This is a genomic window from Arcticibacter eurypsychrophilus (genome assembly GCF_001730525.1).
GTDB classification, from domain to species: Bacteria; Bacteroidota; Bacteroidia; order Sphingobacteriales; family Sphingobacteriaceae; genus Arcticibacter; species Arcticibacter eurypsychrophilus.
This window is the reverse complement of record NZ_MDFN01000002.1, coordinates 1-24,801: the sequence shown is the minus strand read 5'-3', so window position 1 is coordinate 24,801 and position 24,801 is coordinate 1. Positions and strand designations below refer to the sequence as shown.

Below are 24,801 nucleotides of genomic sequence, written 5' to 3'. Positions count from 1 at the left end.
TATAATTACTTCTTTTTAGCAGGAGGAGTAGCCTCAGTTTTAAAACCCCCTTTTTTACCACTTTGGTATTCTGATGTATGTTTGGTCCCTTCAGCCGCTGGAGCTTTTTTCACGTTTTTGACGCCTTTGTCTTTACTCATGATTTCTAAAATTTTATAAGGTTAAACGATGGACGCCTTAAAGGATAATGGTGTCTTTGTTTATGTAAATATAACGAATTTCACGCGGAAATGTTATTATAAAATATTTTTCCTTGTTCTGTCGTTTAAGCAATAATGCGATAGCGATGGGCGGATAAGTATTGCCAAAATCTTTTGTTTAAGGCTTTGGTTTGATAAACTTATGCCCATCAGAAAAGTTTACTCATGATCAGCCCTCCACTTCGCAACCCTGTAAATCGAGATGATCAACCTTCTTTTACGGTACACCCCATCGCCTTCCCGACTTCCAGCCTCATTGGTGTTGCCCTCCACCGTAATTACATACTTCTCACCCCAGCTATCAACGAAACCAACATGAGCAATCCTATTTTTGGAAGGGAAAAAGATCCCAAATACATCCCCCTGACAAGGAACTGAAGCAAGGGATTTCAGTGAATTTAACTGTACTCCCGAACTCCGCTGCCAGCAAATTTTCACCCCTGGAAAAAGATCAGGACTCCAGCCTGAACGCGGATTCTCTATTCCAGCCTGAGCTAACGACCAGCACACAAAAGCAGCACACCAGGGGCTACCTCTTTTCAGCCCAACATATTTCAGGTATTCCTCCACTTTAGCACCATCATTATTGCCCGACTGTTCACGTACACCAATCTCACGCTGATATACACCTTCTAAAGAGATCAACAGCATTACAATCAGCAGCAGTTTCATAATATAGCACTTAGCGTAATCACAAAACCCATTACGATCAGTATATAAAATCCAAGGTAAATAAGCACCTTTTCGCATGCACTAAGCCTTTTAAAGTCCGCTTCAAAATATACCATGGAATATTCGGCAAACACAGGCCAAATCATCTTCATACACCACCAGGTAACCCCTTTAAAAAGGAGAAAAGAAAGCACCGCCAATAGGGGAGCACTTAGCACCCCCGGATCAATAGGAGCCGAAGTAATGTCTACATTTCTGCATAGCCATGGAAAAACCAGGAAAAGTAGGAGTGCAAAACTAATTGTAATCTGTTCCGAATACTTCATTTCGCTAAGCTTCATCGTGTTCTCCTTTCTCATACATGCAAGCTGCTCCTTTGGGAGCAATTTCGGTTTTACCTAAAGTCGCGCATTTTACGCCTGGATTAATTTTTTTCATTTCTTTTAGTTAAGAAGTCCATAATAATTACAGATGATTGGTATCGAACCGCCTTTCTGAATGATATAAACGTATGCAGATTGAACTAAACGAACGATAATGATCCGCAATCTTCCTAACTCTTCTCAACGGTGCATTAAAACGACACTTTTTTCCAGTTCAAGCTAAAAGCAAAGAAGTAGTATCATAAGTCAAAATCCAAATTCTCAAACGGAATTCAATTTTGCTAATTTTTCTAAAGAATATTAAAAGAGGCCAATCTTTAAGTAAAAATACTTCTACTATCATGCTTTGAGAAAAAATAGGTGATACATTATTATATTTAAAAGAGTTAGATATAAATCATTATCATTTGATGGAGTAATCTTAATAATAATGGATGAAATGTCGACGAAAATGATAATAATTCAATTGCGATATCCTTGAAAAACATATCTTTGGCATACCAATCAGTATACTCTTAATAGCCTTAAACCGGAACCTTCACCTTAGAACTGATGACCAAAAAAAAGACCGAACCCAAGCAGGTCAGCCAATATGATAAAATCTTTCGTGAGAACATGGAAGAAGCCCTGCCGGGGATTATCAAACATGTGTTAAAGCTCCATATACTTCACAGTGAGGAATTGCCTGACGATATACAGCATACCAAAGAGCGCAAGCCCGACCTGCTTAAAAAAGTAGCGGATGCTGCTGGTGAAGTCTATATTTTGCATATCGAGTACCAGACAGAATCGGAAAACAATATGATCTTTCGTATGGCCGAATATTATATCATGCTGTACCGCAAATATGAAATACCTGTTAAACAGTATGTCATTTATATTGGAAGAGGCAAGCCTACAATGGCCTTTACTATAAAAACAGAAGATCTATGGTTCAGATATAACCTGCTGTCCTTGTCTGCTATTAACTATAAAATATTTCTAAAATCTGACAAACCCGAAGAAAAAATCTTAGCGATATTAGCTAACTTTGAAGGAGATGATTCAGTTGTTGCTATAAAAAGAATATTACAGGAAGTAAAGGCTGTTGCGGACGGTGATTTTGCTGAGAGCCGTTATTTTAACCAGTTGCGAGTATTGGTTCAATTACGTAACTTAGAAATACAATTTAATGAAGCTATGGAAACGATAACAAAATTTTTCAAGGAAGAAAGAGATCCGCTTTTCCGTAGAGGGGAAGTGAAGGGGCGTCAAGAGGGTAAGCAAGAAGGTAAACAAGAAGGTAAACAAGAAGGTAAGCAAGAGGGGGTTATCTCCATTGCCACTGAGATGAAGAAAGAAGGAATCCCCTTAGCCCAGATAGCTAAGTTCACTAAACTTTCAAATGAAGAAATTGAAAAGTTATAAAAAAGACCAAACACATTAATTTATAATAACGAAAGCCATAGCAATATGGCTTTTTTTACGCCTTTACAATTTCCACAGTATTATTCTTAATATCAATCACTAAGAACCTGGATTTATAATTTTAAGATCCCAGCAGCAACTTCGTTAATAATTTTACTATCTCAGCATCATCATTGCATCCAATAGAGGTATCGCTGTAGCTGAAAACATCAGCAGAGATTGTTGGTTGCCCTTTGAATTTTCAAATTCAACTATCTGGTTCCCAAAGATGTCGTCCGATTTCTTAATAGATAGTATATCCTTTCCATTGTTACGTGTAATGCGCTTCGTCTCATCCCCAAAAATATCAATAGACGTTTTAATAGTGAACGTTGAATTACCTTTCCCGTCAAACCCCTCTACAATTTCGTTTCCAAATATATCTTTGGATCTGATGATGGATCTTACTTCTTCTTGATCCCTGCTTCTGGGAAAGCTGGGCCACCTTCTGAAAAAACTCCTCTTACAGAATCAAAGACTTTAAGGGTGCTATGCTTTTGATCATCCATTTCCTTGAAATGATTTTCCTGATAAATAATTGAGCTGTAAACTTTAAATTTATTAGTAGATTGCCTGTACCTAAACCATATAACCAATGGAACTAATTACAGGTCGCTATATTGACCCTTTAACAGATTGGGGATTTAAACGCCTTTTCGGATCTGAACCTAATAAAGATATCCTTAAAGATTTTTTGAATGAACTTTTTAAAGGTGAAAAACATATCGTTGATATCACCTATAAACCCAACGAACATGCTGCTAATTTGCGTGATTTTAAAAAAGCAATTTTTGATCTATCATGTACAGGAGATAATGGAGAACAATTTATTGTAGAAATGCAACGTGGGAAACAGCTTTATTTCCGAGACCGCTCTGTATTCTATACTTCGCGCCTGATCAATGAACAATTGTCAGTTGGAAAGGAAAGCGACACCTATGAGCTGAAGGAAGTATATTTAATTGCCGTTCTGGACTTTACCATGGACAAATTACCTTCCAAACAATACTTGCGCGACATCTGTTTGATGGACAAAGATACTGGCACAATATTTTATAAGAAACTGGGTTATAAGTTTTTGGAATTGCCTAACTTTACGAAAAGAGCTGAAGAATTAGAAACAGGGCTTGATCGCTGGTTTTATCTGTTGAAGAACATGAGCCGACTGGACAAAATGCCAGTCTACTTCAACAAACGTGTTTTTGAAAAGGTGTTCCAGATAGCGGAAGTAAGCAATTTAACAAAGGAGGAGTATATGTCATACAGAACAAGTTTAGAGCAAAAATGGGATTACGAGAATGTGCTTTCCTATGCAGTTCAAGAAGCCGAAGAAAGAAAATATGCTGAAGGAAAGCAAGAAGGAAAGCAAGAAGGAAAGCAAGAAGGAAAACAAGAAGGAAAGCAAGAAGGAAAGCAAGAAGAGAAAATAGAAACCGCTCGTAAATTAAAAGGTAAAGGGTATTCATTTACTGATATTTCTGAGATAACAGAGCTATCGATTTCAGAAATAGAGAAGTTGTAAGAGAATCGCGGATATTCGTTTAACAAAATGAGGACGGCTTACCCTGTGGCTATCGTTCACCTGAACACTATCCATTTTTAGCACCTTCCTTCCTTGCAAAACAGAGCAGGATATAACCAGTATCATGATTAAAACAAAGCATACCTTCTCCTGAAAATCAATTAAAACCAGCAGTTTCATAATATAGCACTTAGCGTAACCACAAAACCCATTACAATCAGTATATAAAATCCAAGGTAAATATTCGGCAATGGCTTTCGTTCTGCCTTTACTATTTCCATAGTATCATTCTTAATATCAATCACTAAGAACCTGGATTTATAATTTTAAGATCCCAGCAGCAACTTCGTTAATAATTTTACTATCTCAGCATCATCATCGCATCCAATAGAGGTATCGCTGTTACTGAAAACATCAGTAGAGATTGTTGGTTGCCCATTTGAATTTTCAAATTCAACTATCTGGTTCCCAAAGATGTCGTGCGATTTCTTAATAGATAGTATATCCTTTTCATTGTTACGTGTAATGCGCTTCGTCTCATCCCCAATATATCAGTAGAATATTTGACCATAGCAAGCTCTCCATTTCACGCCGATCCTGGTAGGTCTCAATCGTGTCGCCATAAATATTTGAAGATTTTTTGACTATTAATAAAGAAATCGAACAGCTTAAAGTACTCGCTCCTTTCTCTCCATCGTCTTAGTACGCCTAACCGTCGGGACTGGTCTAGTAAACTTATGCCCATTTGATGAGGTTACTTTTTAATAAACCCATCACAAGCAGTGCTAGTAATACCGGAATACCAATCCAAGACCAGGCACTACCCGGTTTTTCAATCACTTTTGAAGTAACCGAAAGTTTAACTTGATTCCGATCCTTTAACTGGCCCGATGACTTTAAATGAAGAGTGCTTTCCAGGGAATCCTTACTTTTAAAAGTTCTCTTCGTACTCCCCTTTAATACCATACTTTTAGCTGTACCCTTAAAGCCGTTCTGCACAGAAAAACTAAATTCTCCTATCGGAAATATCTCCGCTATATATTCCGAATTCGTCGAATCGAATAAGGTCAAATTTTTAAAGCTATTGCTCAAAGAATCCACATCCCATTCTTCACTATGTTGGCTATTGTTCACCTGAACACTATCCACTTTCAGCACCTTCTGTTTTTGTAAAACAGAGCAAGACATAACCAGTATTAGCATTAAAACCAGTAGCAGTTTCATAATATAGCGCTTAATGTACATTCCTGCTCTCCTTCCTTGTTCATGCCAGCTGCTCTTTTAAGAGCAATTTCGGTTTTACCTAAAATCGCGCATTTTGCGCCTTGATTAATTTTTTTCATTTTCTTTAGTTAAGAAGTCCATAATAATTACAGATGATTGGTATCGATACCACTTTCTGAATGATATAAACCTATGCAGACATCACTAAACGAACGATTATGATCCGCAATCTTCTTAACTCTTCTCAACGGGGCATTGATACGACAATTTTTCAAATTCAAGCTAAAAACGAGACATAGTATCAGAAGTCAAAATCCCAATTCTCAAACTGAATTTAATTTTGTTTTCATCTCTAAAGAATAAAGCAAATTAAATTTTCTTATCTGCTTCGGCTGTTTTAAAGAGTTTATTTAATGAAAGGTTTCTGAAATACCTATCATTAAGCAACATGCCAGTCCTGTAATTTCCAGAGACGTGCTAACTAAATAATTTACATTTGAGTCTTGCTTACCGGCTTATTCAAACGAATTCCTGTAAGTCCACGGTAATTTCATAGTTATGAATATTAGTTTGCATATCATCAATATTCTCGAAGAGAACGAGTTAGAGGAGAATTCAGTTGTCAAGGATTACTTGACAACTGCCTCAGATAGTAAAAATTACAAAGTGATATTTTATAGTCTGGATATGATTTTGGCAATTGGTTTCAGGGTAAGGAGCAAGCGAGGAACACAATTCAGGCAGTGGGCAAATCGCAATCTAAAGGAATACTTTGAATCGATTTGTAGTTGTGTTTTTAGAAACCGCCGAATTGAGAGCTAATAATCGCTTGGATATAACAATGGATTTTTGGAGAAACAACATCGATAAAATTATAGAATTGAATGATAAAGTCATACTCAATCATAAAGGAAGTATCGGCAATGCACAAATGGAAAAAAGGAAGATTCAAGTAGCTAAAGAGGCAGATGAAAAAGATTTAAACGAACTTGAAGCTTTACAAAATAAAATTAAATTTAAAAATAAATAGAGCCAATGTATTTGAGAAGGCTCCACATGGGAAGGATTATTTAAGAGAATCTTCAAAATTCTGTCATTCAAAGGATACCCAGATGCTTGATTGTACCACAACAAGCAGTTATTTCAAGTAATGCAAGCCATATATAGTCCTATTAGATAGTAATTTTTTTAATAACTAAAATGTTTATGGTTAATTAGCATGATACTTAACTATAAATTATGGATTTTGTATTATCGGAAGCCTTTCCGCAACGTGCGGATGGCCAAAAGTGGAACTGTTCTACAATCACAGAAAGTTTAACAGTTTATCAGCAAAAACTATCCGGAAATAACCTGGTGCAGGTACCCACTTACCGGGATCTGGCTAGTTATTTAGGTATTTCCAGCCGTACTGTAAACCCAGCTTATAAGGAGCTGAGAAACCGAAGTATCCTGTTTGCCAATGGCACACGAGGAACATACTTCGTACCCGGACATGTAGAAAAGGAAAGCCGGATCAATCCGTTCCTTGATTCGGGCACTGCATTTCAGGGCTACATTCCCTTAAACCTTACACTACCGTTGGGCGCATTTGATCAGCAAATGGTCGTTTTGGAAATGGATCTGAGTCCCCTTCCCTTGCAAATGGTGCATCGGTTATGTATGATCCAACAGGGGATCCTCCGCAAGCAGCAGTTTAGATCACTTTCATGCGAGGAATCTATGCATGCGCTTAAAAAAAATCTCTTGCAGCGGTTGAAAGATCAGGGATTACCGACCGGTTATGCTAACCTGTTACCGGTATCGCAGGGCAGGGGACTGGATGCCGTAGCTGATGTCTTATTGCAGCCGGGCGATTTGGTTGTGATGGAAAGTATGAGTGACCATTATCCCCTGAATGTTTTTCACCGGATAGGATGTGAGATCGCGTGTACCGGACATCAAAAAGGGAAGGGAATGGATATGCAGGCACTGCGCAAAATCTGCGAAGCTCAGGATGTTCGGGTTGTATTTATTCGCCCTGACTCCTCCTGTGTACATGGTATCATCACCGATGATGAAAGCCGGAATACACTCATTGCGCTGGCATGCGAGTTTAATTTCAGGATCATCGCCTATGAAGTTGAGTCTGAATTTGTCCTGGATTACCTGCCGGAGCGCTTATCTCTAAAGGCGCATAAAGGTCGGGTAATTTTTATTTCTGTCCTCAGCAAGGTGAACCAGATTTGGGAGAATATCAATTACGTAGTAGCCGAAAGGTGCTTTATCGATGTATTGAAAACCTATGTGGCCCTTCTACCCGGTCACCAAACCTATGAAATTGAACATGCAGCGGCCTGGCTATTATCAACAGGTGAGTTGGACAGGCATATTAAAAAACAGGCTACTTCATTGAAAAGGCACATGAAGCAGATGTATATCCGCTTGAATACGGCCTTAAAAACCTATGCTTATGTAGAAAAACCGGATTGTGGTCGTTTCATCACGATTCACTTTAAGGAGAAGCGTGACATGAGTACAGTAATCACTCAATTGAAGGACCTGCGGATTTATGCTGTCGGTCGGAATGCCCACTTGAACCAGCAGAAAGGGATCTCCGGACTCCGAATTGAGTTCTCCCGGTATAAGGAAGCTGATTGCGATCGGTTAATTAAATGTTTGTTACCTTTTATTGCATTAAAAGAGGTTTCTATATTCAGTTAAATAACATTTTAAACAAGTAAAATTATGAAAAATTATCCTTTAGAAATTTACAAGAATCTGTTTAAGGCTGTGGACTTGTTGGACAAGTTATTTCAGCAAGCTTTTGTTATAGCAACAGAAGTAAAGTTGTTGAAACAATTCTTTTTGGATCATGAACCTTTAGACTATAGCGGGCCATTGATGAGTGCCGATGAAATGGCAGGCAGACTTAAGGTGACCAAGCGAACTATAGACAAATGGGCACAGGCAGGAAAATTGGTTCCTTACCCGATAGGAAACCGAAAGTATTTTAAGTTCGGTGAGAATCCAAAGATTTAAGTAAAAATGTTTGTTTGTTTGATGGCTCCGGATTTAGGGAGCCATTTTTGTTTAGGGCTCATTGTGAAATGGGTGTATAAGGATAGTAAATCATCCCGATAAGCATGCAATAAGATTCAGGTATGAGTCCGATGTAGGGTACTTCAAGTCGGACTTTTAATGGAGGCTTATTGGTTTGTTTTTGCTTTGAATTATAGTTATTGTAGCGGTTATGCTGTTTTATTTACTCTTTATTGTTTTTTTATGTCGTCTCCGGGAAGATTTGAGAGAATTTAGCACTTGTTTCGTTCTTAAGAATCATTATTGGTTACTTTACCGGATAAAATCAGGATTATGGCAACTATAGATAATAAAGGAATGATCCACGGAACCGCAGGTTCGGTGATTTACCGTGCGTACCGGGGAAAGAACATCATCCAGGGGAAAGCAAAGACATTTAAGCAAACTGAAAAAACGATCAGGAGTGCTACCGAGTTTGGACTTTCGAGTTCAGCAGCGGCAGTGATTAGGGTGGCCTTTGAACCGGCTTATTTTTTCAAGGATGGAACGGCAGCTTACAGGAGTACACAACTGGTGTACCGGTCGATATTAAATAGTGCGAGTGGGGAGAAGGGGAAGAGGGATTTACATGATGGGGATCTTTCTTTATTGCGGGGATTGGACTTCAATGCAAATAGTAAGCTACATGAAGTGTTGAAGATGAGCCACTCGGTAAGTAAAAGTGAGGAAGGGATGGTGAGTGTTAATTTGGGTTCATTAAATACCCAAACACAGATCAAAAGGCCTAAAGGGGCAAGCGGAGCCTATATGATACACCGGATCCGGTTGATGCTGATTGCATTTAATTTCAGGGAGGAGTATTATGAAAATTTGGGATTTCAGGATGTCGATTTGGAAGGATATCAAAACATAGAGGGACAGGTAATCACTTTTGATGAAAAGATACCAGTAGATTGCTTGGCATTAGTGAGTATGTCCCTGATGCTGTATTCGACTGTTAGTCAGACTAATGAAAGTGTGTTGTTGAATAGCAAGGAGTTCAGTCCTTGTGCGATTATAGGTGTTTTTCAATCGGAAAATTCTTCTGAATACCCTAAAAAAGAGGTTAACTATCAATCAGCTGATTACCCAGGTAGGGAAGAAAAGATCAAAGAGATGTTTTATAAAGGCAATCTGCTGATGTTGGGGCTGGATAATCGGATTGTTAAACAGGCTTGGGAGATTGGTAAAAAGATTTCGTTAAATGAAACCGTTCGACATGCTATCCAAAAGGGGCGGATTTCGTTTAAACAAAAATAAATTTGGACATCTGGTGCCTTAATTTTAAGTTTTTTCATTAAATTCAATAGGAATACGATCAGTTGTAGTTAATTCTGCTTGCTTTGTAAGTGCTTGTAGGTGAGTTATGTTCAAAATGGGGGCTGTCTTATTGAATAATCATTATGGTGCCAAGTGAATAATTTGTGAAAATGCATGAAACTTTGTGTAGGATTTCGGGTAGTATTAATACAGCAAAAAAGATTATAAAACGCTTTTAATAGCTATTGATTCGATTTTAAAGTCATTAAACCTATTTTTTTGGCTTTGGTAAATTTTACTCTTGATTATTAATGTTAACAATTAAAAGTGAAATAATGTGAAAATTTGTAAAAAAACGTGATATATATCAAAAATATTACTAGATTGCATCACTTTTTGTATCACATATTAAATTTGAATTAAATAAATTTTCCGATTAACTATGATAAAAAAACTGCTCTCAACTCATTTGTTAATAGCAATGGCAATGTTGCTAGTTGTTGTCCTGCCATCTTGTGTTATAACAAAGAAATCGGTTTATTTCACAGATATGCCCGATACTGCAATGCTAAGGAGTATTACCCCTGCTGAATTTGAAGAACCAGTGATACAACCAGATGATATTTTGAGTATAACCGTGCAAACAATAGATCCCCTCACAACAGCTGCAATTAATCAAGGGCCTTCAATGCCTGCAGTGGGAGCTAGTTCTGCATTATTAACTGGGCAACAGGTAATAACTGGCTTTTTAGTAGATAAAAATGGAAACGTAGCAATTCCAATGTTAGGAGTTATTAAACTATCTAATTTAACCACATATCAAGCAAGGGAGTTAATTCAGCAAAAGGCTTCTGCTTTTTTTAAGGATCCAACGGTTCAAATTCGTTTTGCTAATTATAAAATAACTGTAATTGGAGAAGTTGCAAAACCTGCTACTTATACATTACCCAATGAAAAGGTGACGCTGTTGGATGCTATCGGCTTGGCCGGTGACTTAACAATTTATGGCAAAAGAGAAAATGTTTTACTTGTTAGAGATAATGCAGGGAAAAAGGAGTTTGTACGGTTCAATCTTAATTCATCCAATGTTTTTAAATCACCTTATTTCTATTTAAAGCAGAATGATGTTATCTATGTAGAGCCTGGTAAAGGTAAAATTGCTGCAAATAATGTAGGAAGAACACAAACACTAGCAATTATAGGTTCTTTGCTTTCGGTGCTAATTGTGGCTTTAAGTAGATTTTAATTAACTGAAAGCCTAATAATTATATTATATAGATGAATAACACACAAGAAGTATCAAGTTTGCAGACTGGTAAACTGGAAAACACTAATGATTTAATGCAGCTGATTGGGAAAGTTATTTCAAGCTGGTATTGGTTTGCAATAAGTTTAATTATTTGTCTTACTCTAGCATTTTTATACGTTCGTTACCAAACGCCTATTTTCGTAATTAGTGCTAAGGTTTTGGTTAACGATGAAGAAAAAGCAGGGGGATTGATGGGGAAAAGTGATATGTTGGATTTAAGTGGGTTGCTAGGAGTTAAAAGTTCTGTCGATAATGAAGCAGAAGTCCTTAAAACGCGTTACTTAATGGAGCAGGTTGTGAAGGAGTTAAATTTGAACGTTGTTTATTATTACAAAGGAATTGTTAGAAATGTTGAATTGTATGAATCGCCTTTTGTCATAAAAATTTTAAACGCTCAAGATTCAATACTCACAAGGTCATTTGATTTAACTTTATCAAAGAATAACCAGATCGAATTAACAAGTGGCTCTTATTCAAAGACGGTAAAATTCAATCAACCCTTTATCTTAGAAGATATTGGGAAAGTGCAAATTGAACGTAACTCCGGTATTCCATTCAATTATCAAAACTATTCGTTTTCAGTGTCGTCTGTCGATGAAAGAGTCGCTGGCTTTATGAGCAATTTTCAAGCATCTGTAACTAATAAACAAGTAAGTACAATTGATCTAAGTTTTAATTACCCAGTATCAAAAAAAGGGGAGGACATCCTTGCTACGCTTATTAAAAAGTATATAGAAGGTAATTTATATGATAAGAATACTATAGCGGACAGCACTATTTCTTTTATTGAAAGTCGCTTAATGCATGTAGGTGAAGAGTTGGGAAATATTGAGGGCAATATTCAACAATTTCGACAGAGTAGCAGAATAACTGATATTGAGGCCCAATCAAAGCTTTTAATAGAAAACAGTAGTCAATATGTAGAAGAGTTGTCAAAAATTGAAGTTCAATTATCTATATTGAATTCGTTAGATAAGTATTTACGAGACGATTCTAAAAACAAAAGAGTACTTCCAAGTGCCATTGTTCCGGGGGATATGGTTTTTAATGGATTGATAGAACGCTACAACACACTTTTATTGGAACGAGATAGGCAATCTTTGTCTTCAACGGAAACAAATCCTTATATAAAAAATTTGGATCAACAAATAGCAAATCTAAGAGCGGATATGCTATCAAATCTAACTAACACACGAAGTTCATTAATAATTACCCGAAATAAACTAAGACAGCAAACTGGTCAATTAGAAGGGGAAATAAGAAAAGTGCCTTCTACTCAACGCACTTATTTAGATATGGCTCGTCAACAACAAATTAAACAAGAGCTATATATATTCCTTCTACAAAAACGTGAAGAAACTGCAATTTCGAAAACCTCTAATATATCAAATTCGAAAGTCATAGATCCTCCAAAGTCAGATCCAATACCAATAAGTCCAAAAGTGCGTATGATTCTAATTCTAGGACTTATTACCGGATTGGGAATTCCATTTGCGGTCATTTATATAAGGGATCTACTAAATACGCGCATTCAAAATAAAGATGATATTACAAGTTTCACAAACATTCCAATAATTGCGGAAATTGGAAAAAATAATGGAGTTGATAATATTGTGGTAACCAATGAATCAAGGTCTCCTATTGCGGAACAATTCAGAGCATTAAGGACTAACTTGTCATTTTTCATGAAAGATACGGACAAAATTATTCTTTTAACTTCAAGTATGTCTGGAGAAGGTAAGTCTTTCGTTGCTTTAAATATCGCAATGGTACTGGCGCTATCAGGGAAAAAAGTATTAGTAATGGAAATGGATTTAAGAAAACCGAATTTATCTAAAATTTTAAACATCAAAAATACATTTGGATTTACTAATTATATTATATCAAATGATCTTAGCCCTAGTAGTTTAATTGTTCCTTCAACTATTCATGATAATCTGTACGTTATTAATTCAGGACCGATTCCTCCTAATCCGACAGAAATGCTTATGGATAAAAGAATGGATATCTTAATTGATAAGATTAAGTCCGAATACGATTATATAATTATGGATGCCCCTCCCGTCGGGCTAGTTACAGATGCTCAGTTGCTTAGCAAGTTCGCTGATTTAACAATATACATAGTTAGACAGAAATACACACATAAGAATCAGCTAAGTATTCCAGATGAAATCTACAAAAATGGTAGAATGAAAAAAATTACTTTGCTAGTAAACGACATTGAAGCGGATGGTGGTTATGGTTATGGTTACGGCTATGGATATGGCTATGGTTATGGAAATTACGGTGAGCAAGTAGACAAAAAGAAAAAGAATAAATTGTGGCCTTTTAATTAGAATTTTTCAAATGTGCCATACATGACAAATCTTTTATACTATTTAAAAATTCCCATTGTTTATGCCTCATTACAATTTATTCCTAATCTATAAAACTGAGATTGTTGAAGATAAATTACTACGTTGGGCTGAGGTCTTGCGTAATAGTCAAAGAAGAAGTGCCTTCTACTTCTTCTTGAATAAAAGTGGACATTCTTCTATACTGGTATATCATGAGTAGTGAAAGAATAGCCAAGAATACTTTTTTTCTATCGGTGCGAATGTTCGTTACAATGGGGGTTTCATTGTATACGAGTAGAATAATTTTGGAGATTTTAGGTGTTAATGATTATGGTATTTATAACATTGTCGGGGGCATCGTTGTCATTTTAGGATTTTTAAGTGGAACGTTGAGTACGGCCTCTTCCCGCTTTATTACCGTAGCCTTAGGCTCTGGTAATCGCCTGGAAATGAAGCAAACTTTTTCGAGCATATTGTTTGTGAATATTATCTTGAGTATAGCTATATTGATTATTGGCGAGACTGCGGGGTTATGGGTTCTTTTAAATAAGCTACAAATACCAGTCGAACGCATAAACGCCGCTTTCTGGGTTTACCAAATATCGTTAGCGACGGTTATGTTAAATATCATTAGCGTGCCCTACAATGCTGTTATTATTGCTCACGAAAGAATGAAAGCTTTTGCTTATATGTCGTTGTTTGATGTTATCTGTAAATTTATTTTGGTATTATTATTACGATACATTGAGAATTTTGATAAGCTACTGCTCTATGCTTTTTCGATCTTTATAGTTCAAATATTGGATAGAATTATCTACGGGTATTATTGCTCTAAGAATTTCGAGGAGAGCCATTTTACTCGAAATTTTACCGGTCCACAGGTTACAAAGGTTTTTCATTTTATAGGCTGGGCGGCATATGGGAGTCTAGTTTCTGTTGGATTCACTCAGGGGCTAAACGTACTATTAAATATTTTCTTTGGACCCATAATGAATGCAGCACGTGGGATCTCAGTCCTAGTCCAAAACTCGGTTCTCCAATTTACAGCGAATTTTCAGACCGCTATAAACCCCCAAATAATTAAGTCGTTTGTAAGTAGGGATTTTTCTACTACCCGAAAACTCTTAGCGGTTAGTAGTAAACTCTCTTTTTTTTTACTATGTATCATTGGAATACCAATTATCATTGAAGCGAAGTTCGTATTAACCGTATGGTTAAAACACGTTCCTGATTACACAGTTCAATTCGTACGGTTAATGATAATTATTAGTATCTGGAGCTCATTAGCAAATCCTCTCCGTATCGTGAACCATGCAGATGGCAATATAAAAAAATTTCAGTTATTTGAATGTTCTTTGTTATTAATGATTGTTCCTATATCATATCTAGTCCTAAGGCAAACACGAATACCTGAATCTGTTTTTTACGTCCACCTTATCATTGAATTAATTGCCCAAGCAGTACGTATGAAGATTGTGCTACCTAAGATTGATATGAAATTCACTAGATATATCAAGAGTATATATCTAAGAGTTCTTCCTGTTTTCCTCATACCCGTTTTAATAGGATATATAACAAAGCTTATGTTAAAAGACAACGCTTTTAGCCCATTGTTCATTCTTATTTTGACAGAGTTGATGATTTTTGCCTTGATATATTTTATTGGTATTGACGCCTCCGAAAGAATGTATCTTAAAGAGAAAGTTATTACTAAGTTGGATTTTAAACGCGACAAAAATGAATAGTATTTTAGTGATTATAGTGACATATAATTCTATGGAATGGATTGATAGGTGCATGGAAAGCTTATATAATTCTTCTATTGGTAACGATATCTTTATTGTAGACAATAAATCATCTGATGAAACTATCACGCATCTAAAGGCAAATCATAAGTTTTCGCATTTGGTTGAAAGTGAAGTAAATTTAGGATTTGGTAGGGCTAATAACCTAGGCTTGAAGTATGCCCTTGATCAGGGATACGAATATATTTATTTACTGAATCAGGATGCTTGGATATTCGAGTCTACCTTTGATGATCTGATCAGGACACATAAGAAATATAAACAGTTCGGAATATTAAGTCCAATGCAATTAAACGCTGGTAGCAAGAAATTAGACGACAACTTTTTGTTGTGCTGTCCTAAAAAGATGCTTTCAGATTTATATTTTAATGAAGTCAAGGATGTCTATGAGACTGAATTTGTGATGGCAGCGCATTGGTTAATAGGAAGGGAATGCTTGCAAAAAGTTGGTGGCTTTTCAGCTTCTTTTCCTCATTACGGGGAAGATCATAATTTTCTTCATAGAGCTAATTACTTTGAGTATAGAACAGGAATTGTTCCAAGTGCTTCTGCGATACATGATCGCGGTTTGAGAGTGGAGTCTAATAAAGTAACAATAGAAAAGCTTTATTTAGAAGCTATTGCTGAAGTGAGCAACACAAATAAAAATTTAATTTTGGCATTATTTAAACAACCATTAAAATTAGTCATTTTAGGTATAAAAATTCGGTCAAAGGACTGTATTTTTAATTCTCTGAGATTAATTATAAGATTTCCTGTTCTTATATCAAACAGGAATAAATCTAAATTGAGTGCATTCCTTGGTTGAGTTATGAGTATACTATTATTAAACTTCTTTCTGTACTTACTATGGTTTTCTATAACTTACTATAGGGAAAAGCGCATTACTATATATTCCATGTTGGTGCTCTTTTACACTATGGTGGCAAGCCTTGGATATTATACTGTATACAACAACATATATTACGACGTCTTCGGATATCAATCGGCTTTGGGACTAAGATTTGAACCTTATTTTTATACCTTAACGACATACGTGATATTATTTTGGCCGTTAAAAAACATTGAATTAGATGACCGAAATATTGATATTGTATTTTCAAAAAGGATGTCATCATTTGTTAAAATTTGGTCAATCTATTTTACGCTTTATACTACTTTAAAGCTAATAGAAGCTGTTGCGTCAATTTCTATGGGTTTAGGAGATGCGTACGATGCCAGGCATAATGATGGCCAAGCGCTTTTTGTTTATAATAACTATTTTTTGGAAAAATTTAACGGATATGGAGTCTTTATACTAAATGCTACCGTTCCGTTTATCATGTCTTACGTGTTTATTGCCGTATATAGAAAGCGAATGTCATATAGCTATGCTTCTTTTCTTATTCTTCTTTGTTTCTTTCCTTCAATATTATCCGGGATAGCGTTGGGCTCTAGAGGCGACTTATTTATGACAGCCTTCTGTTTTCTATTCTTCATACTTCTTTTTTGGCGATTCATTCCAAAGTCTTTTTTATCGAAGATATATTTGTATAGTGGTACTTTTGTTAGTTTAACAATATTTTATTCTTGGATTATTACATCGGACCGAGTTGGAAAAGGGAGTGAGGGACTTAATTCTATTTTAAGATATTTTGGAGAGCCATTTCCTAATCTTGGATTTAGTTTTTGGGATAAAGTCAAATACCATCCGATGGGTAAGAGGCTTTTCCCCAACTTTTTAATGGAAAATGAACACAAACTATATAAATCTGCAGATGATTTTTATCAATACTGGGCTTTTAAGACTGATGTGCCTGTGTCGAATTTCAAAACGTATTTCGGAGACTTATATATTGAATTCGGAGTTTTATACGCTTTTCTTTTTGTCATTGGTTGTTCTCTTCTAGTTCGAAAGTACTTCAAAGTAAATAAAGTAAATGTATTTAACCTTTCGTTTTTATACTACTATTATCAATTATGCATTTTTGCGTTTGCAGGTTTTACAAAAGGAGGACAATCAGCTTTTTTACAATTAAATATAGTAATTATTATAATTTTCTTATTAAAATTTTTAGCGAAAGATAGAAGGTATACAGAAGTTGGCTAAATCGACATGGAGACCTTAAAAAGATCATCGCGTTGGGATGTTGAAAGTTTATTATCAGTGAAAAGTTAAAAATATGTTAAATAAAGTTACTAAGCTCAAAAATCGTATCACGTGGAAGCGTTGCAATCTTAACTTTGTGTACGACTTAGATGTGTTAGATGATTTTTCTAGTAGATATGGTCCACATTACACTTTGCTTCCTTTAATAATTATGATTAATATTATATATATCATATGAAAGCGATAGTTAACAATAGTAATAAACGTCACTCAATAATAAATTCATAACAATATCAAATTTTTGATGGAAAAGATTTTTAATGTGTTATTTATAACTCACGAATCTAGAATGTATGGTGCAAATCATTCGTTATTAAACCTAATTGATGGGCTAGATAAAACGATCAAACCTTTTGTGTTGTTATCCGAATATGGGCCACTCACTGAGGAGTTGGAAATTCGAGGTGTATCCTACCATATGTTTAGATATCGACAGTCTGGGTTATGGTATAAGGGAGGTATAATTGATAATCCCCTAATTTATTTCATTAAATCTATTTATTATCCAATCCTCAACTACTTTTATTGTTATAAAATTTTAAAAGTTTTTAAGGATCTTAAAATTGATATTGTTCACAGTAATATTAGTATTGTAACAATTGGACCCCTTATTTCGCGATTGTTAAAGTGTAAACATGTTTGGCATGTTAGAGAATTTCAAGACATTGATCACGGGTTTAAGCTATTTATTTCCAAGAATAACTTTTTAAAACAATTAAAAAGTGCAGATGCAATTATTTGTATCACCAAAGCAGTAAGCGACCATTTTAACCTAGGGGCATTTTCAACAATAATCTATAACGGAGTAAGGGCGTCACTTAAACCTGTGATAAATCGCAAGAAAGATTATTATCTTTTTTGCGGTGTTGTAAAGAAGGAAAAAGGCATTGAAGAGGCAATTTTAGCTTTTGCTATTGTAGCGAACCGTATAGATAACGTTGTATTAAAGATCGTTGGAGGTATAGAAGATGTAAACTACGAAGCATATCTTCGGCAATTATTGCTTAGTAAAGGTATAGTAGATAGAGTGGAATTTTTAGGTTTTCGAGATAATGTTGATGATCTTATTCGTCAAGCTCAAGCATTGCTTATGTGTTCACAAAATGAAGCGATGGGGCGAATTACAGCTGAAGCAATGTTATTGGGTTGTCCAGTAGTGGGATTCAATCGACAAGGTACATCGGAATTAATAACTCATAAAAAAAACGGGTTGTTGTACGAGAGCACTCATGAACTTGCAGAATGGCTTATATATGCTTATTTGAATAAAAACGAAATGTTATTATTGATTACAAATGCTAGGGAATATGCTGTTAAAAACTTCCTCGAAGAGGTATATGCTAATAGAGTTTTATTGTTATATAAATCTTTATTTTCAAGTTTGGTAGATAGATCTACTCACACTTCTATTTGATAGTTTTAAATGTTAATTAAAGATATGGGAAAAACTACTCAAATAAATTTTCTATCGATATACCGGCCTTCAAAAGTAGATACATAAATAAATGTATTTAATAGTATGTTATCTCAAACATACAGTAACTTTGAATTAATAATATTAAACCGAACAACGGGTTAATATATTCAACTATAAAATCACAAAAAATTGTTAGGGCTAAATATTGGCTAAAAAATTAATTTATGACAACTACATTGGCAATTGTTATACCTGCATACAAGGATACATTTTTCAGAAGAGCATTAGAGTCAATTGCAAAGCAAACTAGCCAAGACTTTGTTTTATATATAGGAGATGATGCCAGTCCTCAAGATTTATATAGTATAGTGCAGGAGTTTGAATTGGTTGTCAAAATCAAGTATTTCAAATTTGAGAAAAACTTAGGTGGTATTGATTTGGTCGCACATTGGAATAGATGTATTGCAATGAGCGAAGATGAAGAATGGATTTGGATGTTCTCAGATGACGATATCATGGAGTCGAATTGTGTAGAGAAGTTTTACTCATATATCAATCAAAGTGGTAGCCCTGAAATTCTTCATATTGATATTAAAATTATTGATAAATATGATAACCTATTACATGATTGTAAAAGATATCCTACTAGAATTAGCGCTGGTGAACTTTTTCAAGAAAAAATTAAACTTCGGCTTTCGAGCACAGTCGTTGAGTATATATTTAAACGTGAACTCTTTTTAAGAGAGGGTGGATTTGAAAACTATGACTTGGCTTGGGGATCAGATGATGCTACTTGGATTAAATTTCTAAGAACAAACGAGTTAATAACAATAGAGGATTGTTTTGTGTATTGGAGATATAGTTCAGAAAATATTTCCTCGAAGGTTAATGACTCAGCTATAATATCTCGTAAAGTCAAAGCAAACATTAAATACTTGGCATGGGTAAGTGAATTTTTTACAAAGAACAATATTTATGACTCGACATCAAGTATAGACAAACTAAAGTGGATCTTACAGACAGTTAAAAGCTCATCGCTATCATTGAAAGCTAAAATTGAACTTAGCTTTGCTGTTGGAAAATTAGCTAATTTCGGCAAAGTCGCCTCCATTTGGGGAGCATTGTATCTGGCTTATTCTACAAGGATATTTACTAAAAGATAGGCTTATACTCTTCCCAATAACAATTGAATATAGTAAATTCATATGAACATATTAATAGTCGCTTTAGAATTTCCTTACCCCGCAATACATGGCGCAAGAGTTGATATTTTAAATAGGATTCAGGCATTCAGGGCTGCAGGACATAAAATATTTTTATTGACTTGGCATGGAGTTCGCTTGGGAGATTTAGCTAGTAGTGATGATATAGAATATGTAAAAAAAATTGTAGACGTTCTTATTCTCTTTGAAATAAAGAGAGGTTTGTCAAGATATATAAACCTTTTTAGATATCCTTTCTCCGTGTCTTCTAGAAAGATTAATAGTCAAGATTTTACGACTATTATTAAGCAAGCACCGGATTTCAATCCCGACTTCGTTTTTATTGATAGTATATATGGAGCGCAGATAGGTCTTAAGATAGCAAGAGAGTTGATGTTACCTGTATGTGTTAGGCTTCATAATATTGAGCATATGTACATGTTAGGTCAATTGAAAATTTCAAAATCTTTTATTACCAAACTTAAGGTTTTAGCTTCTTCTGTTCATCTTAAGTCATTCGAAATTGATGTATTAAAAAAGTCTGATTGTTTTTTTGACATATCACTTGATGATTTGGCTTTCTGGAATTCAAAAGGTTTTAATCATGGGTCCTGGCTACCGCCTTCGATTGGAGTGGGTCATACTAGTGCATATTTACAAACGACAATAGATACGGAATATGATATCTGTTTTATTGGAAATTTGAGCACACCTAATAATATTAATGGAATCATGTGGTTTGTGAATGATGTTTTACCTATTGTAAGAAATAGGTTCAAATCTATAAAAACATTGATCATGGGTTCAAGTCCATCAGAGGAATTAGTAAACGTTTTAGGAAATATCAAAGGAATCACAGTCCTAAAGAATCCTATTTCAATAGCTGAGTATTTGGATGCGAGTAAAATACTTATTAACCCCGTTAAATTCGGGAGCGGTGTGAATATAAAATCTGTTGATATGCTAATGAGAGACAATGAAGTGGTGACTACTACTATTGGTATTAAGGGACTTCCCAAAGAGATAAGTGAAGTGTTTCATGTTCATGATACAGCAATGGATTTCGGTAATGCTATCATAAAAATCCTTGAAAATGAAAGTAACAAAAGTAGTATTATTAGAAATAACATCAAAAGGTACTTTTATGAGGATAACATCAAGATAGTTACAGATGCGATGTCTCAAATAAAGAATTCAAAAGTTGGTAAATATGTAAATCACAATTGAATGAATTTTTCTTTGGTATTATTTATTTACTGGTCGCAACCGTTGTTTATCCAAAAGACTAAGCTTTTGAATATTAAGCTTACGATTATTTTTGTTTTTTCGTTAATATTTAATTCTTCTTATTCACAGGAAAAAAGGGCTATTATAGGGGCCTATTATTTCGATGGATGGACGGGTGTTTACCCATATCACATAACGGATGTCTTAACTAGGTCATTTCCGGAGCGAGAATCAAAATGGGGTTGGATTACTAGTACCCAACAAAAAGTTGATCGACAAATAATTGAAGCTTATAATTCTGGCTTATCGTTTTTTAGTTTTTGTTGGTACTTTACTGGTAAAAATAGTTATAAGACAGAACCACTTAATCGCGCGCTCAGTTTTTACACATCTTCCAGCCAAAAAGATAAACTTAAATACTGCTTACTCGTGGCTAATCATGGAGGTTTCACTATTGGTCCTTCTGAATGGTCTACTGTTGTAAGCGAATGGATATCGAACTTTAAATCAAAAGAATATTTGACTATAGATGGGGAACCTATGTTAGTTTTTTTTTCATTAGAAGGTCTAGTTGAAAGGTTCGGATCAGCAGAGAAAGTCAAGATAGCATTTGAATCTTTAAAAACTATTGCGAAGAGCAAAGGACTAAAAGGAGTATGTTTGGCAGTTTGTGTTACACCAGAAAAGGAAAGAATGGACTTGGCTAAAAAATGTGGATTTGATGTTTTGACAGGATATAACTATCATTCTTCAGCTTTAGTAAAAGGTAATAAAAAGGTTCCAATAGGAAATTTACAAATCTCAGAAATGCACATTTGGAATCAGATAGCTGATTATAGCGATCTAAGATATATACCAGTCTGTACAATTAATTGGGATCCTCGACCTTGGGCTAATAGCAGTAATGGGTATTCAACTGCTCCTTACTATGAAGGATTTTCATCTTCATCTGTGACCTTTTCGATTCGTGGATGTATCAATTGGCTAGAAGAAAGAACCAAGACTCAAAAAGATGAAAAAGTGGCTTTTGTCTACGCTTGGAACGAATATGGAGAAGGTGCATGGCTAACTCCTGGTAGGATGGGTTTTAAGCCACTTAAGAATGTAAAAAAAGAGATTTATAGGTATAAGAAATGAGAATCTTAATAATAGTTAGAACAACTCTTTATACAAGTCCTGGAGGGGATACAACTCAGATATTAATGACTGTGAAATATTTACGTCAACTTGGAATTAACATTGATATTAAATATACTGATGAGGTAATTGATTACAATAGTTATGATCTTATTCATTTCTTTAATATTATCAGACCAGACGATATTATTCCACATATTAAAAATGATATTCCTTTTCTAATTTCAACGATATTCGTAGATTATTCAGAATATGAAATTGCTAATCGTACAGGTGTAACAAGATATGTATTTGATAATTTAACCTTAGGGCAAATTGAATACTTGAAGGCAATTGCCAGATGGATATTTAATGGCGATAAAATAAAGACGATACGCTATCTATTTAATGGACATAAAGCATCTATTCAATACATATCTAAAAAGGCTTCAATTTTATTACCCAATTCACATCACGAATACCAACGACTTATAAAATATACAAAGGTTCCTTCTCCATATTATAAAATCGTTAACGCTATTGATCCAGATATTTTCAATAATAGTGTTGAAGCTAACGCAAATTATCATAATCATATCATTTGTGTTGGGCGTATAGAGGGAAGAAAAAATCAATTAAATTTAATCAAGGCTTTGATCAACTCAAAGTTTGAATTAACTATTATTGGCAAACCTTCGCCTAATCATCATGCGTATTATCAAGAATGCTTAAGATTAGCTAATACGGGAACTAACGTTCATTTTGTAAATCAGATAGACCATGAAGAATTAGTTAAGATATATAAAGCTGCGCGGGTACATGTTCTAGCGAGTTGGTTTGAAACTACAGGATTGAGTTCTTTAGAAGCTGGAGTAATGAATTGCAATATTGTAGTAACTAAAAAAGGGGATACAGAAGAATACTTCAATGATATGGCCTATTATTGTGATCCCGCTGATATAAATTCTATTTACACTGCGGTCGTAAAAGCTTATAATGAACCGGTAAATAAGATTTTGAGCGAATATATAGTTACTAATTATACATGGATGAATGCCGCAGTTCAAACTTTACAAGCATATTCGTCAATATTGAAAAATAATTGATTATAAAATCAAGTAGGAATAAATAATATTTTCTGTGTATTGATGTTGAATGATACAGAATAAGGAAAAAATACAAGACAAATATAAAGGGCAAATTTAGGACATCATAAAGTGCTTAAAACTTATGAATTGGAAAGTTAATTGGGCGAAGGTAGTATTTAAAGAAATAAAGAATGATGCGTATCGCAATATTAGGAACTAGAGGAATACCAAATTATTATGGAGGGTTTGAGCAATGTGCAGAATATTTGGCTCTAGGGTTGGTTAAAAGGGGCTTTGAAGTTCTTGTATATAATTCACATAATCACCCTTATCAAAAAAGTGAATGGAATGGCGTGCGATTGAAACATTGTTACGATCCGGAAGATAAGTTGGGTACAGTCGGTCAGTTTATTTATGATTTGAATTGTATACTTGATCTTAGAAAACAAAAAATAGATGTAATTCTGCAGTTAGGATATACCAGTTGTTCTGTCTGGGGCTGGTTGTTACCTAAAAAAGTTGCAGTAACTACAAATATGGATGGCTTGGAGTGGAAACGCACAAAATATTCTGGTAAGGTTCGTGATTTTTTACTCTATGCAGAAGGTCTTGGCGTAAAATACAGCGATCATTTGATTTCTGATTCAATAGGTATTCAAGATTATTTAAAAGGTAAATATAATAAGGAATCAGTTTTTATTCCTTATGGAGCAGATGTTTTTACAAATCCGGATATTTCTGTTTTAGATGAATATCTGTTAATTGAGTATCAGTATGATCTTTTAATTGCCAGATTAGAACCGGAGAACAGTATAGAAATTATATTAGATGGTGTAGCTGAAGCATCTTCAGAACGACCATTCCTTGTTATCGGTAAGCACCATACTAAGTATGGTGAATATTTAAAAAATAAGTTTAAAGATTTTTCTTCAATACGTTTTGTCGGAGGGATATATGATATCAATAAATTAAATACTATTCGGTATTTTTCAAATCTATATTTTCATGGACACACCGTTGGGGGTACAAACCCTTCACTATTAGAAGCAATGGCTTCCAATAGTTTGATTTGTGCAAATGACAATTCTTTTAATAAATATATATTAGGTGATGATGCTCTTTATTTTAATACCAAAGAGCAGGTAGCAACAGCAATGAAGTCAACAATCAAGGCAGAAGCTATCTTTAGGAAGATGTTAACTAATAACACTCAAAAAATTGAAGATATATATACTTGGGATAGGATTGTCGGTCAGTATGCTGAACATCTTGAATTTGTAAAAGGTAAGATAAATAGATAAGTTAAAGTTTTATGAAGAAAATACTCATCACAGGAGGAGCCGGCTTTATCGGGTCACATGTAGTCAGAAGATTTGTGAAAAGCT

At 34.8% G+C, this 24,801-nt stretch carries 24 protein-coding genes; 19 read left to right on the top strand and 5 right to left on the bottom strand.

Translation table 11 applies throughout. The features are described 5' to 3' along the window. Nucleotides 1-5: 5 nt before the first annotated feature. The 3 genes from BFL47_RS20335 to BFL47_RS01675 form a co-directional block, all read right to left on the bottom strand. Entirely contained in the window at nucleotides 6-140 is a 135-nt protein-coding gene (locus BFL47_RS20335; protein ID WP_262482873.1) for a hypothetical protein, read from the bottom strand. Nucleotides 141-359: 219 nt separating this feature from the next. Next, on the bottom strand, nucleotides 360-872 hold the full coding sequence (locus BFL47_RS01680) for a CHAP domain-containing protein (protein ID WP_083256943.1): 513 nt from the start codon (nucleotides 870-872) through the stop codon (nucleotides 360-362). Beyond that, nucleotides 869-1,231, bottom strand: coding sequence for a hypothetical protein (locus tag BFL47_RS01675; protein WP_139125726.1), 363 nt, complete (start codon nucleotides 1,229-1,231; stop codon nucleotides 869-871). The genes BFL47_RS01680 and BFL47_RS01675 overlap by 4 nt, the downstream gene beginning before the upstream one ends. Nucleotides 1,232-1,807: 576 nt before the next feature. Between BFL47_RS01675 and BFL47_RS01670 the strand changes: the two genes are divergently transcribed. Next, a complete protein-coding gene (locus BFL47_RS01670; RefSeq protein ID WP_069658067.1) occupies nucleotides 1,808-2,662 on the top strand; it encodes an Rpn family recombination-promoting nuclease/putative transposase in 855 nt (284 codons plus the stop codon). Between the two features lie 634 nt (nucleotides 2,663-3,296). Next, nucleotides 3,297-4,223, top strand: a complete 927-nt coding sequence (locus tag BFL47_RS01660; protein ID WP_069658065.1) for an Rpn family recombination-promoting nuclease/putative transposase — start codon at nucleotides 3,297-3,299, stop codon at nucleotides 4,221-4,223. Nucleotides 4,224-4,958: 735 nt separating this feature from the next. On the opposite strand, the gene BFL47_RS01650 is transcribed toward BFL47_RS01660, so the two are convergent. Both BFL47_RS01650 and BFL47_RS20330 read right to left on the bottom strand, forming a co-directional pair. Then, nucleotides 4,959-5,447, bottom strand: a complete 489-nt coding sequence (locus tag BFL47_RS01650) for a hypothetical protein (RefSeq protein WP_069658063.1) — start codon at nucleotides 5,445-5,447, stop codon at nucleotides 4,959-4,961. Continuing rightward, on the bottom strand, nucleotides 5,444-5,566 hold the full coding sequence (locus BFL47_RS20330) for a hypothetical protein (protein WP_262482872.1): 123 nt from the start codon (nucleotides 5,564-5,566) through the stop codon (nucleotides 5,444-5,446). Before BFL47_RS20330 ends, BFL47_RS01650 begins: the two co-directional genes overlap by 4 nt. Before the next feature lie 439 nt (nucleotides 5,567-6,005). On the opposite strand from BFL47_RS20330, the gene rhuM reads away from it, so the two are divergent. From rhuM to BFL47_RS19475, 17 genes are all read left to right on the top strand, one after another. Beyond that, complete coding sequence (gene rhuM, locus BFL47_RS19970; RefSeq protein WP_211480909.1) at nucleotides 6,006-6,269, top strand: RhuM family protein; 264 nt, start codon at nucleotides 6,006-6,008, stop codon at nucleotides 6,267-6,269. Continuing rightward, on the top strand, nucleotides 6,259-6,477 hold the full coding sequence (locus BFL47_RS19965) for a hypothetical protein (protein ID WP_245681271.1): 219 nt from the start codon (nucleotides 6,259-6,261) through the stop codon (nucleotides 6,475-6,477). Before rhuM ends, BFL47_RS19965 begins: the two co-directional genes overlap by 11 nt. Before the next feature lie 209 nt (nucleotides 6,478-6,686). Continuing rightward, nucleotides 6,687-8,150 (top strand): aminotransferase-like domain-containing protein, encoded by a 1,464-nt coding sequence (locus BFL47_RS01640; protein WP_069658061.1) that lies wholly within the window; start codon nucleotides 6,687-6,689, stop codon nucleotides 8,148-8,150. A 24-nt stretch (nucleotides 8,151-8,174) separates the two neighbouring features. After that, nucleotides 8,175-8,468 carry a helix-turn-helix domain-containing protein gene (locus BFL47_RS01635; RefSeq protein ID WP_069658060.1) on the top strand — a complete coding sequence of 98 codons (294 nt, stop codon included), beginning with the start codon at nucleotides 8,175-8,177 and terminating at the stop codon, nucleotides 8,466-8,468. 333 nt (nucleotides 8,469-8,801) lie between these two features. Continuing rightward, nucleotides 8,802-9,767 (top strand): hypothetical protein, encoded by a 966-nt coding sequence (locus tag BFL47_RS01630; protein WP_069658059.1) that lies wholly within the window; start codon nucleotides 8,802-8,804, stop codon nucleotides 9,765-9,767. Nucleotides 9,768-10,209: 442 nt separating this feature from the next. Continuing rightward, nucleotides 10,210-11,013, top strand: coding sequence for a polysaccharide biosynthesis/export family protein (locus BFL47_RS01625; RefSeq protein WP_069658058.1), 804 nt, complete (start codon nucleotides 10,210-10,212; stop codon nucleotides 11,011-11,013). Between the two features lie 32 nt (nucleotides 11,014-11,045). Beyond that, nucleotides 11,046-13,412: a GumC family protein gene (locus BFL47_RS01620; RefSeq protein ID WP_069658057.1), complete on the top strand. Its 2,367-nt coding sequence runs from the start codon at nucleotides 11,046-11,048 to the stop codon at nucleotides 13,410-13,412. Nucleotides 13,413-13,624: 212 nt separating this feature from the next. Next, nucleotides 13,625-15,157, top strand: a complete 1,533-nt coding sequence (locus BFL47_RS01615; RefSeq protein WP_069658056.1) for an MATE family efflux transporter — start codon at nucleotides 13,625-13,627, stop codon at nucleotides 15,155-15,157. Further along, on the top strand, nucleotides 15,150-16,025 hold the full coding sequence (locus tag BFL47_RS01610; protein WP_069658055.1) for a glycosyltransferase family 2 protein: 876 nt from the start codon (nucleotides 15,150-15,152) through the stop codon (nucleotides 16,023-16,025). The genes BFL47_RS01615 and BFL47_RS01610 overlap by 8 nt, the downstream gene beginning before the upstream one ends. Nucleotides 16,026-16,028: 3 nt before the next feature. Next, the gene (locus tag BFL47_RS01605) at nucleotides 16,029-17,306 is read left to right on the top strand and encodes an O-antigen polymerase (protein WP_083256942.1); all 1,278 of its coding nucleotides are present in this window, start codon (nucleotides 16,029-16,031) and stop codon (nucleotides 17,304-17,306) included. Nucleotides 17,307-17,610: 304 nt separating this feature from the next. After that, nucleotides 17,611-18,780 carry a glycosyltransferase family 4 protein gene (locus BFL47_RS01600; protein ID WP_083256941.1) on the top strand — a complete coding sequence of 390 codons (1,170 nt, stop codon included), beginning with the start codon at nucleotides 17,611-17,613 and terminating at the stop codon, nucleotides 18,778-18,780. A gap of 227 nt (nucleotides 18,781-19,007) precedes the next feature. After that, nucleotides 19,008-19,946 carry a glycosyltransferase family 2 protein gene (locus BFL47_RS01595; RefSeq protein ID WP_069658052.1) on the top strand — a complete coding sequence of 313 codons (939 nt, stop codon included), beginning with the start codon at nucleotides 19,008-19,010 and terminating at the stop codon, nucleotides 19,944-19,946. 42 nt (nucleotides 19,947-19,988) lie between these two features. Further along, nucleotides 19,989-21,212 carry a glycosyltransferase family 4 protein gene (locus tag BFL47_RS01590; protein ID WP_069658051.1) on the top strand — a complete coding sequence of 408 codons (1,224 nt, stop codon included), beginning with the start codon at nucleotides 19,989-19,991 and terminating at the stop codon, nucleotides 21,210-21,212. Continuing rightward, nucleotides 21,213-22,349, top strand: coding sequence for a glycoside hydrolase family 99-like domain-containing protein (locus BFL47_RS01585; RefSeq protein ID WP_069658050.1), 1,137 nt, complete (start codon nucleotides 21,213-21,215; stop codon nucleotides 22,347-22,349). Then, nucleotides 22,346-23,434 (top strand): glycosyltransferase family 4 protein, encoded by a 1,089-nt coding sequence (locus tag BFL47_RS01580; RefSeq protein ID WP_069658049.1) that lies wholly within the window; start codon nucleotides 22,346-22,348, stop codon nucleotides 23,432-23,434. The genes BFL47_RS01585 and BFL47_RS01580 overlap by 4 nt, the downstream gene beginning before the upstream one ends. A gap of 173 nt (nucleotides 23,435-23,607) precedes the next feature. Then, complete coding sequence (locus BFL47_RS01575; protein WP_245681270.1) at nucleotides 23,608-24,717, top strand: DUF1972 domain-containing protein; 1,110 nt, start codon at nucleotides 23,608-23,610, stop codon at nucleotides 24,715-24,717. 11 nt (nucleotides 24,718-24,728) lie between these two features. Further along, nucleotides 24,729-24,801: NAD-dependent epimerase/dehydratase family protein (locus BFL47_RS19475; RefSeq protein WP_139125735.1), on the top strand; the 73-nt coding region annotated here is incomplete at its 3' end.

Coding starts and splice junctions, on each gene's coding strand:
- BFL47_RS20335 (WP_262482873.1), bottom strand. CDS start 140: ATGAGTAAAGACAAAGGCGTCAAAAACGTGAAAAAAGCTCCAGCGGCT.
- BFL47_RS01680 (WP_083256943.1), bottom strand. CDS start 872: ATGAAACTGCTGCTGATTGTAATGCTGTTGATCTCTTTAGAAGGTGTA.
- BFL47_RS01675 (WP_139125726.1), bottom strand. CDS start 1,231: ATGAGAAAGGAGAACACGATGAAGCTTAGCGAAATGAAGTATTCGGAA.
- BFL47_RS01670 (WP_069658067.1), top strand. CDS start 1,808: ATGACCAAAAAAAAGACCGAACCCAAGCAGGTCAGCCAATATGATAAA.
- BFL47_RS01660 (WP_069658065.1), top strand. CDS start 3,297: ATGGAACTAATTACAGGTCGCTATATTGACCCTTTAACAGATTGGGGA.
- BFL47_RS01650 (WP_069658063.1), bottom strand. CDS start 5,447: ATGAAACTGCTACTGGTTTTAATGCTAATACTGGTTATGTCTTGCTCT.
- BFL47_RS20330 (WP_262482872.1), bottom strand. CDS start 5,566: ATGAAAAAAATTAATCAAGGCGCAAAATGCGCGATTTTAGGTAAAACC.
- rhuM (WP_211480909.1), top strand. CDS start 6,006: ATGAATATTAGTTTGCATATCATCAATATTCTCGAAGAGAACGAGTTA.
- BFL47_RS01640 (WP_069658061.1), top strand. CDS start 6,687: ATGGATTTTGTATTATCGGAAGCCTTTCCGCAACGTGCGGATGGCCAA.
- BFL47_RS01635 (WP_069658060.1), top strand. CDS start 8,175: ATGAAAAATTATCCTTTAGAAATTTACAAGAATCTGTTTAAGGCTGTG.
- BFL47_RS01630 (WP_069658059.1), top strand. CDS start 8,802: ATGGCAACTATAGATAATAAAGGAATGATCCACGGAACCGCAGGTTCG.
- BFL47_RS01625 (WP_069658058.1), top strand. CDS start 10,210: ATGATAAAAAAACTGCTCTCAACTCATTTGTTAATAGCAATGGCAATG.
- BFL47_RS01620 (WP_069658057.1), top strand. CDS start 11,046: ATGAATAACACACAAGAAGTATCAAGTTTGCAGACTGGTAAACTGGAA.
- BFL47_RS01615 (WP_069658056.1), top strand. CDS start 13,625: ATGAGTAGTGAAAGAATAGCCAAGAATACTTTTTTTCTATCGGTGCGA.
- BFL47_RS01610 (WP_069658055.1), top strand. CDS start 15,150: ATGAATAGTATTTTAGTGATTATAGTGACATATAATTCTATGGAATGG.
- BFL47_RS01605 (WP_083256942.1), top strand. CDS start 16,029: ATGAGTATACTATTATTAAACTTCTTTCTGTACTTACTATGGTTTTCT.
- BFL47_RS01600 (WP_083256941.1), top strand. CDS start 17,611: ATGGAAAAGATTTTTAATGTGTTATTTATAACTCACGAATCTAGAATG.
- BFL47_RS01595 (WP_069658052.1), top strand. CDS start 19,008: ATGACAACTACATTGGCAATTGTTATACCTGCATACAAGGATACATTT.
- BFL47_RS01590 (WP_069658051.1), top strand. CDS start 19,989: ATGAACATATTAATAGTCGCTTTAGAATTTCCTTACCCCGCAATACAT.
- BFL47_RS01585 (WP_069658050.1), top strand. CDS start 21,213: ATGAATTTTTCTTTGGTATTATTTATTTACTGGTCGCAACCGTTGTTT.
- BFL47_RS01580 (WP_069658049.1), top strand. CDS start 22,346: ATGAGAATCTTAATAATAGTTAGAACAACTCTTTATACAAGTCCTGGA.
- BFL47_RS01575 (WP_245681270.1), top strand. CDS start 23,608: ATGATGCGTATCGCAATATTAGGAACTAGAGGAATACCAAATTATTAT.